The organism is bacterium, assembly GCA_023135785.1.
Taxonomy (GTDB): Bacteria; CAIJMQ01; CAIJMQ01; order CAIJMQ01; family CAIJMQ01; genus CAZNJA01.
Genome location: JAGLSL010000023.1, coordinates 1 through 13,439, shown reverse-complemented (window position 1 = coordinate 13,439; position 13,439 = coordinate 1). Strand labels below are relative to the sequence as shown.

Here is a 13,439-nt window from a genome sequence, read left to right as displayed (position 1 = left end):
AGACAAAAGACCGAAGACTAAAGACTATAGACCATAGACTAAAGAAAAGATATAATTGTAAATAAAATACAAGCTAATACTTATATTTTATTGATTACACAGATTTTAGGAAGATTACAGCGATTAAAGATTAGTTAATCTGTGTAATCTGCGTCGTTTAATCTCTGTAATCATAGGGCGTGAGTGAAAACGAACGCATATTTTTATAAAAAAATGGATAAAATTATAATTGACGGTCCCTGTCCGTTAAAAGGAAAAGTAAAGGTATCGGGTGCCAAAAACGCCACCCTTCCTATAATGGCGGCGTGTCTTCTTTCCCCCTCTAAATTCGTGCTGAGGAATATCCCATCGGTAGTTGATGCGCACACAATGATAAAACTGTTATCTGCTCTGGGCGCAAAAACAGAATGGTTAAGCAAAGATACAATATCCATAGATTCAACCAATGCAAATAAATGGAAAGCTCCTTATCAGATAGTCAGCAAAATGAGAGCATCTATATGTGTTTTAGGACCGCTTATGGCAAGGTTCAAGAAAGCGGAGGTATCGTATCCTGGAGGATGCGTTATAGGAACAAGGCCTATCGACCTGCACTTAAAAGGACTAACAAAACTGGGTGCCAATATTGAATTAAAAGACGGTTATGTAGTGGCAAAAGCCAAAGAATTAAACGGAGCGTCAATATATTTGGCGGGTGCTTATGGTTCAACCGTTCTTGGAACTGCAAATATATTGATGGCGTCAACATTGGCAAAAGGCGAAACGATAATAGAAGGCGCCGCCTGTGAGCCGGAAGTTGTAGATTTAGGAAATTTTCTTATTAAAATGGGAGCAAAGATAAAAGGATTAGGAAGCCCGACGATAACTGTAACAGGCGTAAAAAAACTTCATGGAGCAGAACACACAATTATAAGCGACCGTATAGAAGCAGGCACATATCTAATCGGCGGAATCATATCCCGAGGCGAAGTCGAAGTTGAAGACATAAATCCTAAATTTCTGACAGTTTTCATAGATAAACTAATTGAATGCGGAGTTGAAGTCAAACAAACGGCTAACAGTATTAAAGTAAAAGCTAAAAAGAATTTGAAACCGATAGAAATTACTACTCTTCCCTACCCCGGGTTTCCGACAGACCTGCAGGCGCAGATGACAGCTTTTCTTACCACAATAGAAGGCATATCATTCATACATGAAAAAATATATCCTGATAGATTTATGCATATTGCAGAACTTCTGCGTATGGGAGCGCGAATAATAAAACAAGATTCTACAACAATAATTCAAGGGGGGAAATTAAAAGGCGCGCCTGTAATGGCATCGGACTTAAGAGCTTCTGCCGCTTTGGTTCTGGCAGGACTGGCAGCAGAAGGCAGGACAGAAGTAAATAGGGTTTATCATATAGACAGAGGTTACCCGAAAATTGATGAAAAATTAGCTTCGTTAGGCGCAAAAATAAAAAGAGTTCAAGCATGATAGCGATAAAAGAGAGTAAAAGATTAAAAACACCTTTTGTAAATGCCGAGGTAGAAAAAACGGTAAAAGAAATTATTAATCGGGTAAAAATGGAAAAAGATAATGCTATTGATATATTTACTATAAAGTATGACCTTGGTGAAGAGACAAAGATAGATATACAGACTCTGCGCGAAATAAAAGTTCCAGAAAAAGAAATAGAAAATGCAGAAAAGAAAGTAGACAAAGATTTTATAATTGCAATTAAAAAAGCTAAAGAGAGAATAGAAAACTTTCACCAAATACAAAAAGAAAAATTCAAAGATTGGGAAAAAGAAGAAGATGGTATTTTAACAGGCGAAATCTTTAAACCCTTACAAAAGGTGGGGATATATGTTCCTGCAGGAAAAGCTCCTTTATCATCTTCACTGCTTATGGCAGCAATTCCCGCTCAAATAGCAGGTGTAGAAAAAATAGTTATAGCAACTCCCCCTCAAAAAGATGATACTGTTAGCATTCATATACTTGCAACCGCCAGTCTGTTAGGTTTAAAAGAAATATATAAGGTTGGAGGAGCTCAAGGGATAGCTGCGCTTGCCTATGGCACAGAAACTATCCCTAAAGTTGATAAAATAGTCGGTCCCGGAAATATTTATGTAACATTAGCAAAAAAACTACTTTATGGAGAAGTAGGTATAGATATATTGGCAGGTCCGTCAGAGGTAACAATTATCGCAGACGATACCGCAGAAGCAGAATTCATTGCATACGACCTTCTGTCTCAAACCGAACACGGTCCGCATTCGCCCGCTATATTGTTATCGCCGTCCGAAAAATTATGCAAAGAAGTAGAGAAGAAAATCAAAGCTCTTCTTGCAGATTGCGATGAGAACACACGAAAATCATGGGATAACAACGGTGGTATTTATAAAACGAACAACTTAGAAGAAGCTTTCATAAAAGTTAACGAATCAGCGCCCGAACATCTTATACTTGCGATTGAAAACCCTCACGCCTTTTTAGATAAAATAAAAAGCGCAGGCACGGTATTTCTAGGAAACTATTCACCTGTAACATTAGGAGATTATATCGCAGGACCTAATCATATTATACCCACATCACAAACCGGCAGATGGGATTCGCCTTTAGGCGTAAAAGATTTTCTTAAATGCATCAATATAATCAGCGCAGAAAAATCTTCACTACAAAAATTAGAACCATTTTTAAAATCATTAACCGACGCAGAAAAACTCAATAACCATTCTAAAGCAGTAGAAATAAGAAATGAAAGGAGACAGTATGAATAACATAGTAAAAAGTGTGGTATTTTTGCTCGTTGTAACTTTTCTTTTGGTACCAGCGAAAGGGTTTGCTCAGACAAGAGGTGAGCTTACAGCGCGCATTGAAAGAGCACAAAAATATCTTGGAGACATTATGGAAGCTCCTGATACTTCCATTCCACAATCAATCATGGAAAACTGTCACGGAATAATAATTCTGCGTCAATATAAAGCAGGATTTATTTTTGGAGTAAAGGGAGGACAGGGAATAGTTCTTGTTAAAGACGAAACTACAAATGAGTGGAGTCCTCCGGCATTTGTAAAAACCGGCGAGGGCAGTTTTGGTCTACAGATTGGCGGACAATCAATTGACTCTATATTTTTAATTATGAACAAAGACGGGATGGAAATGTTAAACAAAACTAAATTCAAGATTGGGTTAGATGCTTCTGCCGCAATAGGACCTATAGGAAGAAACGCAGAAGCCAAAGTGGGTCCCGGGACAGCCATACTTGTATATTCAAGAGCCAAAGGTCTATATGCAGGAGCATCATTTGAGGGGGGACTTCTTTTAAATGATGACACTGCCAATAGAAAGTTTTACGATGTAAAAGACATTACTATTCAGGACATTCTTTTTGACAATAAAGCAAACATGCCAAAGGAAGCAAAACCTTTAATTAATTTATTGAATGATTATATCAACTAAGCCAAATAAACCAGAATATTAAAATTTTTTAAGGGAAAACTGATGATTGAAAAAAGTGAGCTTGTTTTATTTTTACTTAGTTTAGGTGTTTTGTTTTTCCTTTCAGGGAATACATCACGGTTTAAAAAAATCCCCTCATCAAATATTTTAATTGCGGGGTTCCTTGTATTTTTTACAGGATGGGTTTTTACAGTTTTGGAGGAACTTCATCGAAAAGAAGAACATCACAAAATAAGAGGATAATATGAGTAAGATAAGATCCACCATACAGGACGAAAAGTACAGAGTTCCAGCAGTGGCGATCCTGGTGGGTATTTGTTGTCTGCTCACCTACTATTTCCACTGGGTGATTGGAATCGAAGTCGTCTTCAGCCACTTTTTCTACATTCCCATCCTCCTGGCCGCTGTGTGGTGGAAGAGAAAGGGACTGGTGGTGGCGATATTTTTGACTCTATTGCTGATTGCCAGCTACTCTCTTTCACAGTTTGGATTGGATTGGAACTTTGTCGGTAACCTGACACGGGCCGCTTTGTTCATCGTCATTGGCACGGTGGTCAGTATTCTTAGTGAGAGGGCAGAACAAGAATTAAAAAATAGTGACGTAAAATTTCAGGAATTGTTTGATGAAGCGCCAATAGGTTACCACGAACTGAATATAGAAGGACGAATAACAAAAGTTAATCACACGGAACTGGAAATGCTCGGCTATACTTTTAAAGAAATGTGGAGACATTACGTGTGGGATTTTATTGAGGAACATGAAGCATCACATCAAACATTCACAGACACAATTAAAGGAATTTTGCCGCCTGAGGCCTCCATAGAATACACCTATCGATGTAAAGACGGAACATTAATACCTGTTCTGGTTAAGGACAAAATTCTAAAAGATGATATAGGGCAAATCATAGGTATTCGTTCAACTATCCAGAATATTACCGACCACAAAAAAGCTATAAGAAGACTAAAAGAGAACGAAGAATTCAGCATGGCCTTGTTCGAATATAACCCTATAGAAACCATAGTTGTTAATACAAAAGGCGAAATAATCAATTTTAATTTACCAAAGAGAAAATCCGGAGACAGGTTACCCAATGTCCGAGACATAATGTATAAAGATTATGCAAAGAAGCATAAACTCGACATGTATACTGAATTGATACAGTGTATTAGTTCGGGGAAAACAAAAACTTTTCCCGACCAGAAATATAAAGGCAAAATTTTGTCAATAACCATAGCGCCATTCCCAAAAGGAGCCATAATAACATCGCAAGATATTACGGAACGCAAATTTGTAGAAGAAGCGTTAAAAGTAAGCGAAGAGCGATACAGGGAATTATGGAATAATGCGCCTGTCGCCTATCATGTACTTAATACAAAAGGAACCATTACAAATGTAAATCACACTGAAGCAAAAATGTTTGGATATAAACCCGACCAAATGATAGGCAAATCGATTTTTGAATTTATTCTGCCCCAACAGCAAGTTGAGGCAAAAAAAAGATTTCTGAAAAAGATGCGCGGCAAACATTTGGAAGACGCAGAAGACAGAATATATGTAGCAAAAGATGGTAGAAAAATCCATGTTACTATTGATGATATATTTGAATATGATAATAAAGGCAAGATTATAGGAGTTAGGACCACACTAATTGATATAACCGACCGCAAGAAAGCTGAAGAAGAACGCGAACAAAATTTCCAGCAAATAAAAAGAGCTTTTGAAGAAACGATAACTGCTTTAGCATCTGCAGGTGAAACAAGGGATTTGTATACTGCAGGACATCAAAAAAGAGTAACAGAGCTTGCCTGCGCCATAGCTAAAGAAATGAACCTTTCCAATAGCCAAATTGATTCAATACGAATGGCAGGGCTCGTTCATGACATAGGCAAAATAGCAATTCCCGCCGAAATTCTCGGCAAACCGGCAAAGTTATCTGAAACAGAAATGGATTTGGTAAAAACTCATTCCAAAGCAGGATATGATATATTAAAAACCGTAAAGTTTCCTTGGCCTTTAGCAAAAATAGTTCTTCAACACCATGAGAGAATAGACGGTTCAGGTTACCCTGAAGGATTAAAAGGAAACGAGATACTTCTGGAGGCGCGAATTTTAAGTATAGCCGATGTTGTTGAGGCGATTGCAACTTACAGACCCTATCATGAAACATTCGGTATAGATATAGCATTAGAAGAAATTTTAAAAAACAAAGGGAAGTTATACGACCCTCAAGTAGTAGATATTTGCGTAAAACTGTTCAAAGAAAAAAGATTTAAATTTAAAGATTAAAATCTCTCAAAAACATGTATAAGGAACGCGAAAATGAACCATTTCAATTTTAAAAACGGACACCTTTACTGTGAGGATATTCCGATAAAAGATATCGCCGAAAAAATAGGAACACCTACTTATATTTATTCTTCCGCAACAATAAATAACAACTTAGAACTCTTCAACGAAGCATTTAAAGATTATCCCCATCTTTTCTGTTACTCTATGAAAGCCAATTCCAATTTAAGTATTCTCGCTATTACAGCAAAAAAAGGCTGGGGAATCGATATTGTCTCAGGTGGTGAACTATTTAGAGCATTAAAAGCAGGAGTAGACCCCAAAAAGATAGTCTATGCTGGAGTCGGAAAAACAAGTAAAGAATTAAAAGAAGCAATAGATGCCAATATACTGCTTATAAATATTGAATCTGAAGCGGAATTGGAAGCAATAGATAAAATCGGTAAACAGAGTAAAAAAGAAGTATCTGTTGCATTAAGGATAAATCCCGAAATTGAACCCGAAACACACCATAATATTGCTACCGGGAAAAAAGGAACAAAATTTGGACTCTCATTCATTCAGGCAAAAGAAATATTTTTAAAACGGGCTAATTATAAAAACATACAAATCGAAGGTTTACATATGCATATTGGTTCTCAAATAGTTTCCCTAAAACCGTATGAGAAAGCTGTAAGAAAAATGGTTGAGTTTATTGAAGAATTAAAAAAAGAAGGCGTACCTATACAATGGTTAAATATCGGCGGAGGAATGGGGATAACTTACAAAGAAGAAATCCCACCTACTCCAAGTCAGCTGGCAGACGCAATTTTGCCACTCATAGAGAAAACAGGATGCAAACTTATTATAGAGCCGGGTCGTTTTATTGTAGGTAATGCCGGCATACTTATAACTAAAGTTTTGTATACAAAGATAAGCGAAGATAGAAATTTCATAATAGTAGACACAGGTATGAATAGTTTAGTTAGAGTTGCTCTTTACGGAGCATATCACGAAATTCTCTCGGAAGAACAGAAAGATGGAACAATTGTAGCAGATGTTGTTGGACCTATCTGCGAAAATACTGACTTCTTTGCAAAAAACAGAGAACTGCCACCTTTTAAACAAGGTGATTACCTCATTATTATGAGCGCAGGAGCTTTTAGTTTTAGTATGTCTTCAAATTACAATTCTCACACACGACCAGCAGAAGTTCTTATCGATAACTCCAGAGGCTACTTAATCAAAAGGAGGGAATCTTATTTAGACCTTATACAGGGAGAGTCCATATCCCCTCGGTTAGTGCTTCCATCCTCGTTAGAAAGTGTAGATTTTAAAACGGAGTGAGTGAAAAGAATAAAATATCTTTCTATTAGCTCCTTTTCTTTTGATATAGTAAATATAATGCAAGAAAAAATAAAAGTTGTTCATATTATTACCAGATTAATACTCGGCGGAGCTCAAGAAAACACCTTATTAACAGTCGAAGGGCTTTCGAAAATTAGCGATTATGAGGTAACCTTATTTACAGGTCCCCCTCTCGGTCCCGAAGGCTCGTTAGTTGAAGAAGCAAAAGAAAAAGGCCTTAGACTCATAGTTGTAGATTGTTTAAGAAGAAACATTCATCCCTGGTTGGATTTCAAAAGCTTCTTCAAACTTTATTCTTTACTGCGAACAGGTAGTTATCATATAGTCCATACCCATTCTTCCAAAGCCGGCATTTTAGGGCGTATAGCCGCTTGGTGTACAGGTGTTCCGATCATAATCCATACGATACACGGACTTCCTTTTTTTCCCTATCAGAATAAATTCATGAATTTTATAACAGTAAATCTTGAGCGAATCACCGCACTATTTACCGACAAAATAATTACCGTATGTGACAACATGGCAAAAAAAGCACACAAGGCTAAAGTTGCGCCCTTAAATAAATTTTTAACAATATACAGTGGTATGGCATTAGACGAATTTTTAAAAGTTAAAGAAAATAAAAAATTAAAAGAAAGTTTGGGAATAAAAGATAACGAACTGGTAATAGGCAAAATAGCGCGATTATTTGAATTAAAAGGTCATAGATTTTTACTTAAGTCAGCAAAAGAAGTTATAGCCCAATTTCCAAACATTCACCCCGTTAAAAATAGGTCACCTTTAGGTGACCGTACGGAAATGCCAAAGGCACTTCCTATTTCTAACGGGGTAAAATTCCTGCTTATCGGGGACGGGATATTAAAAGACAAACTAGAAAAACAGGCGCTTGATTTAGGTATAGCAGATAAAATCATATTTGCAGGATTAATATCAAGAGAAAAAATACCCGATTACATATCGGTAATGGATATAGTCGTGCACGTATCCCTAAGAGAAGGGCTTGCAAGGGCAATCCCCCAAGCCCTTGCCTGCGGCAAACCCGTCGTATCATTCGACATCGACGGCGCGGACGAAATAATAAAAGACGGACAAAACGGTTTTCTACTGCCTGCCCCCGATATAAGCGAAGAAAAATGGAGCAGTTATGACTGCGAGCAACTTACCTATTCTATATTAAAATTACTGTCAGATGAGAATTTAAGAAAAAAAATGGCAGAAGAAGGCAGGAAAGTTGTCGACCCCATTTTCAGAGCAGAATATATGGTTGAAAAAATAGACGACCTATACAAAAAATTATTGAAAGAAAAAAGAATAAGAACGTTGGATTAACAGTAAGAGAAAAATTGCATTATGTATACTCCAAAAAACATTTGACATACAAATACATATAGGTATATACTCAATTACTTAATAGATTCATTACGTTTTAAATCGTTTTATATTATGGCAAAGAGTTCTAAGGGGATTTACGGTAAACCAAAAAAGAATTTTAAACTTATTTCGTTAATTATCCTCTTATTATTTGTTTGTGGTGCTTCCATATTTTTGATATCAAATCTTACCGGAAAACAAAAGGTTAATGAACCACAAGCAATTCCTAACCAAGAAAACCCCCTCCCTTCCCCACAAACAACACAACCTTCTGCCTCAGCCACTAATCCAATAGCGCAAGCCGCAGTCAAGGCAGGAGTCACATCCTCAATTGGTCGAATTAACCAAATTGTAAAATTTCTTACCACGAACAATCAGAGCGGAGCATATATGTTCCCTATACAAAATCCGCCGGATGAGCACGTCTTTTCAACTTCTTTTGAGATTATAACGCCCGATAATGCGATAATTTATGCCACCGCAAATTTCTTCCCTAATCAGGATACCGTATATGACACGGTTGAATATGTAAACAAAGGAGGTGAAGAATTAGAGAAAACTGTATTTAAAGATTTAAAACGCGTCGGAATTCTTAAAAAAAATATTATTGCGCTTGACGGCGGAGCAGTAAAAATTTTTCTTATGCCCGCAGGAAGCGGATGCATTGTAATAAAAAAGGAAATAGTCCAATAAGTTTATTAACAAAAAAAAGGAGGTGTTATGGGATTATCAGTTTTAAGAAAATTGTTTTTTGTTTCACTCATGGCAGTATTAGTGATAGCACAGGCTCCTGTTTCCGCATGGGCGCAGAATGCTGTGGGATCATCAGGTGCCGCTTGGGGCACTACCTCCACAAATAGTACGAATAGTAACGCAGGGGCTACATATATCGTGGCTGGTACTGGTAATAGTGTTATAGTTACTCTCGAGGACAACGGCTCTACAATTGGCACTGGCAATGAAGTAATGAACATTAACAGCTCAACCACAACCCTAGGCAGTACCGCTACCAGTGTTACAGGAACATTGGGAGTTACAGGCGCAACTTCTTTGTCAACTGTAGGCACTTCCGGTTTGGCTACGCTTAATTCAGCTAGCGTCACCACAACATTAGGAGTTACAGGCGCGACTACTTTATCAACTGTAGGCACTTCCGGCTTGGCTACGCTTAATTCAGCCAGCATTACTAATGGCGCAACAGTCGGCACAACTTTAGGCGTTACCGGCGTAACAACTTTGACCGGAGCTCTTGTAGCTGACGGTGGCATATCAGCTGATGGTGCATTCACGGTAGCTAATGGAACAGGCGATATAAACACAACCGGAACATTAGGTGCCAGCGGAGCAACTACGCTCGGCAGCACTTTAGGTGTTACCGGTCTAACAACTTTAAGCGGCGGCGCCAGCATAGCCGGAGGGATTGATAATAATGCTGGAGGCATCACTGCAGCCGGCGCAATAGCAGGAGCTACTACGATTACCGCCAGCGGACTCTCATCATTGGATGGTGGTATAGACGTTAACGGTGCAAATTTCACAGTTGCGACAAATGGTAATGTAGCCACAGACGGATCAGCTACAATCGGCACCACTTTAGGAGTTACCGGCGCGACTACTTTAAGTAACACATTAGGTGTTTCAGGTAACCTAACTGCTACTGGCAATGTCAACTCTGTTGGCTCTGCAGGCGTATCGGCAAACACACTTACCGGAGCAACAAATACGCTCACAAGCACAACAACTAATACTCTTACAGCCACCACAACCAACATTCTGGTCGGCGGTACTGGCAACACAGTCACAGCTACTACTGGTAATAATGCGATAACAGCAACTGCGGGCAGTAATACTATGTCTGCCAATGCAAATGGTCAATCAAATACGATTTCAGCCACAGGCACAGGCGGAATAAACAACATGACTGCCAATGCCACTACAGGTGCTAATAATATTGAAGCGGCTACAAATAATCTTGGTGTCGCTACGGCTAATTCAGTTAATACCGTTGGTAATGTTGGAACTTCAACCAATGTTATGACTGGCGCAACTAATGCAATTACCGGCACAACAAGTAGTGTAATGGGAGTAACAGGCGGCGCGACAGTCACAACTACAGCTACTGTGGCATCAGTGTTGACAAACAGCGGACATGGCTTAATTGTTAACGATGCAACAAATGTAACAACTTTGAGCGGTGGAAGCAATTCTTCCACATGGACGCTGGCAGATGCCCAGGCAACTCTCGGCGTTGGCACAGCAGCAAATCCTGAAATTACAGTAATTAACGCCACTAATAGTGGAACAGCAACTTCTGTAACTATTGGTGGACTCAGTAATGTTTCCAATCAATTACTGGCAAGCGGTACAGGCGGTACAAACCTTATGCGAGCCACTGCAACAAACACTCTAACCGGCGGCACTGGCAACATAATCACAGCAACCACAGGCAACAACACTATGGCAGCATCAGCAGGCCAAAATCTAATCACTGGTCAAACAGGCAATGTAATAACAGCAACTACTGGTAATAACACTATGACTTCAACTGCAGCCAGCAATGTTATTAACGCAGCCACAACTAATGCTTTAACCGGTGGCACTGGCAACACAGTCACAGCGACTACTGGCGACAACGCTATACTGGCATCAACTGGTAATAACACTATTACCTCAACGCTGGGTAGTAACGCTATGGTTGCCACAACAACTAACACTCTGACAGCCACCACGAACAATATTCTGGGCGCTACCCTGCAAAATCAATTGACTGGTGGCACTGGCAACACAGTCACAGCGACTACTGGTAATAATACTATAGCGGCAACGGCGGGTAGTAATACTATGTCTGCCCTTGCGGCTGCTCAGTCAAATAACATTACTGCCAATGCAACCACGGGTACTAACAACATCGAAGCATTTACTAATAATCTTGGTGTTGCGACAGCTAATTCAGTCAATACTATTGGTAATGTCGGTTCATCAGTAAACACAGTTACTGGTTTAACTAATACTTTGACTGCGGATAATGATGGCTTAAGCACAAACGCACAATCTAGTCTTGCTATGACTCCAACATCTGCCAGCTTGCTTGTAAACACCAACGCTGGTGTATCGCACGGTATTGTTGTCAGCCAGACAAACACTGTCATTTCAGGCGGGACAACTTCAACGTTTCTTACTCTTGATGACGGAGGTGCAACATTCGCAGATAACACGGGCGATCCGGTAACAGTAACAGGTGTGGACGACGGCGAAGACGACTACGACGCAGTGAATTATAGACAGTTGAAAGCAGCTTATGCAGGCGTTGCTTCTGCTGCGGCTTTGGCTGCACTTCCTGACCCTATCCCCGGTAAAAATGTTTCAATAGGTGTAGGTTATGGAAATTATAAGGGAGAGAATGCAGTTGCTGCAGGCGTCAAATACATCATACCTGATACTGCTGTATCTTTATCAGGAGGCGTAGGTTACTGCAACGACGAATACACAGCAAATGCAGGAATAGGTTGGAGTTTCTAATAGAAAGTTAGTAAAAAGAAACAGCCCTTATCGATAGGTTATGATAAGGGCTATTTCTTTTGTGTTTTTTGAAATTGTTTATATATCTCTCAAGAGCACATTTGCCGAGGACTTTTCTATCGTTTTACCAAATTCTTCCAAGCATCCAGAAATTTTATCCAACTCTTCTGATTTTATAACCGGTATATTGTCACTGCCTCGGTTTTCTAAAGCATCGATTACATATCTTACAGTAAGTGTTTCCAAGTCTTTTGCAGGTTGATAGACAACGGTTTTATCATCGTCTTGTCTTATCTCGCACAAAATCCCAGATTCTACCAATTCATACAGGACCTCATTAACTAATCTAATCGGCGCTTCCAATTTGTGCGAAATCTGCGCAGAAGTCATTGGACTTGCGCCATCGGAAAAATTTTTAACTAGTAAATGAGTTATCCTTAAACTGACCAATCTTTTGAATGAATGGCTTGCATTAAGACAGTCATGTTCAAACTCGTATGTTTCAACATTTTGATATGCAAAAGAAACTTCCGCTCCAAACAGAACGATTAGCCAACCAATCTGAAGCCATATAAGAAGAAGCGGCAAAGCCGCAAAGCTTCCGTATATCGCGCCATAACGGGACAGTAAAATTTGAGCTTTTATGTATCCAAACTGCATTAATTGATAAATAGTTCCCGCAACTATTCCGCCTAAAAGACCAGATTTAAAATTAACTTTTGTGTTGGGCAGAAAAATATAAATCAAACTAAAAAGAAACCAAATTGCCAGATATGGAACAATTCTTAAAACGGCAAAAAGAAACGGGCCTACAGCGCCCAAAAGTTCTATTTTGGTAGCCAAAAGATTAAATTGGCTTATTATTGCTATAGTAATACTGCCAGGCATAATTAAAAAAAGCGGCGCAACCAGAATAATTGCAAGGTAATTGCTGAAACGCCTGCTGAAACTTCTAGATTTTCTTATTCCCCAAATGTCGTTAAACGAACCTTCTATGTTGTTTAATACTCCTATAACCGTTCCAATAAGCAAAATCACACCTGCTCCCGCTACTATTCCGCCTTTAGTCCTTTCAAGCAGAGAATGCGCAAATTCTATAATTCTTGTTGCGACTGCTTCCTGTCCTTGAAACCTTGCTATAATCTGCGACTCTAAAATATTTTCTATGCCGAAACCCCGCGTTATTCCAAAAGCCATTGCAACTATCGGCACGACGGCAAGCAAAGAATAAAATGTTAAAGCGGAAGCCCTTAAAAGACATTTATTTTCGTCGAACCCGCGCATTGCCAAAATAACAATTCTCAATTGCCTAATCAATAACGAGCGACTACGAGGAAGTTTTTTTAAGGGAATTCTCCAGATATCAATGGTAATAAATCTTATAAATTTTGAAATCATATTTATATTTTTTAAAAGACGGGTAGGAACATATGGAAATAGATTGAAATATATAAAAAAGAAATATAAT

Annotated in this window: 10 protein-coding genes; 9 read left to right on the top strand and 1 reads right to left on the bottom strand. The window is 38.8% G+C overall.

Annotation, left to right across the window (positions count from 1 at the left end; all coding sequences use genetic code 11):
* Positions 1-213 precede the first annotated feature (213 nt).
* The 9 genes from murA (at position 214) to KAS42_02135 (ending at position 11,971) form a co-directional block, all read left to right on the top strand.
* Entirely contained in the window at positions 214-1,476 is a 1,263-nt protein-coding gene (gene murA, locus KAS42_02175; protein ID MCK4905038.1) for a UDP-N-acetylglucosamine 1-carboxyvinyltransferase, read from the top strand.
* Positions 1,473-2,762, top strand: a complete 1,290-nt coding sequence (gene hisD / locus KAS42_02170) for a histidinol dehydrogenase (protein MCK4905037.1) — start codon at positions 1,473-1,475, stop codon at positions 2,760-2,762. The genes murA and hisD overlap by 4 nt, the downstream gene beginning before the upstream one ends.
* Complete coding sequence (locus tag KAS42_02165; protein MCK4905036.1) at positions 2,755-3,444, top strand: lipid-binding SYLF domain-containing protein; 690 nt, start codon at positions 2,755-2,757, stop codon at positions 3,442-3,444. Before hisD ends, KAS42_02165 begins: the two co-directional genes overlap by 8 nt.
* A 42-nt stretch (positions 3,445-3,486) precedes the next feature.
* Positions 3,487-3,687: a hypothetical protein gene (locus tag KAS42_02160; GenBank protein ID MCK4905035.1), complete on the top strand. Its 201-nt coding sequence runs from the start codon at positions 3,487-3,489 to the stop codon at positions 3,685-3,687.
* 163 nt (positions 3,688-3,850) lie between these two features.
* On the top strand, positions 3,851-5,734 hold the full coding sequence (locus KAS42_02155; GenBank protein ID MCK4905034.1) for a PAS domain S-box protein: 1,884 nt from the start codon (positions 3,851-3,853) through the stop codon (positions 5,732-5,734).
* 33 nt (positions 5,735-5,767) lie between these two features.
* A complete protein-coding gene (gene lysA / locus KAS42_02150) occupies positions 5,768-7,060 on the top strand; it encodes a diaminopimelate decarboxylase (GenBank protein ID MCK4905033.1) in 1,293 nt (430 codons plus the stop codon).
* Positions 7,061-8,410, top strand: coding sequence for a glycosyltransferase family 4 protein (locus tag KAS42_02145; protein ID MCK4905032.1), 1,350 nt, complete (start codon positions 7,061-7,063; stop codon positions 8,408-8,410).
* Between the two features lie 114 nt (positions 8,411-8,524).
* Positions 8,525-9,145, top strand: coding sequence for a hypothetical protein (locus KAS42_02140; protein ID MCK4905031.1), 621 nt, complete (start codon positions 8,525-8,527; stop codon positions 9,143-9,145).
* A gap of 27 nt (positions 9,146-9,172) precedes the next feature.
* Positions 9,173-11,971 carry a YadA-like family protein gene (locus tag KAS42_02135; GenBank protein MCK4905030.1) on the top strand — a complete coding sequence of 933 codons (2,799 nt, stop codon included), beginning with the start codon at positions 9,173-9,175 and terminating at the stop codon, positions 11,969-11,971.
* 78 nt (positions 11,972-12,049) lie between these two features.
* On the opposite strand, the gene KAS42_02130 is transcribed toward KAS42_02135, so the two are convergent.
* On the bottom strand, positions 12,050-13,369 hold the full coding sequence (locus tag KAS42_02130) for a YihY/virulence factor BrkB family protein (protein ID MCK4905029.1): 1,320 nt from the start codon (positions 13,367-13,369) through the stop codon (positions 12,050-12,052).
* Between the last annotated feature and the right edge of the window lie 70 nt (positions 13,370-13,439).

Coding starts and splice junctions, on each gene's coding strand:
- murA (MCK4905038.1), top strand. CDS start 214: ATGGATAAAATTATAATTGACGGTCCCTGTCCGTTAAAAGGAAAAGTA.
- hisD (MCK4905037.1), top strand. CDS start 1,473: ATGATAGCGATAAAAGAGAGTAAAAGATTAAAAACACCTTTTGTAAAT.
- KAS42_02165 (MCK4905036.1), top strand. CDS start 2,755: ATGAATAACATAGTAAAAAGTGTGGTATTTTTGCTCGTTGTAACTTTT.
- KAS42_02160 (MCK4905035.1), top strand. CDS start 3,487: ATGATTGAAAAAAGTGAGCTTGTTTTATTTTTACTTAGTTTAGGTGTT.
- lysA (MCK4905033.1), top strand. CDS start 5,768: ATGAACCATTTCAATTTTAAAAACGGACACCTTTACTGTGAGGATATT.
- KAS42_02140 (MCK4905031.1), top strand. CDS start 8,525: ATGGCAAAGAGTTCTAAGGGGATTTACGGTAAACCAAAAAAGAATTTT.
- KAS42_02135 (MCK4905030.1), top strand. CDS start 9,173: ATGGGATTATCAGTTTTAAGAAAATTGTTTTTTGTTTCACTCATGGCA.
- KAS42_02130 (MCK4905029.1), bottom strand. CDS start 13,369: ATGATTTCAAAATTTATAAGATTTATTACCATTGATATCTGGAGAATT.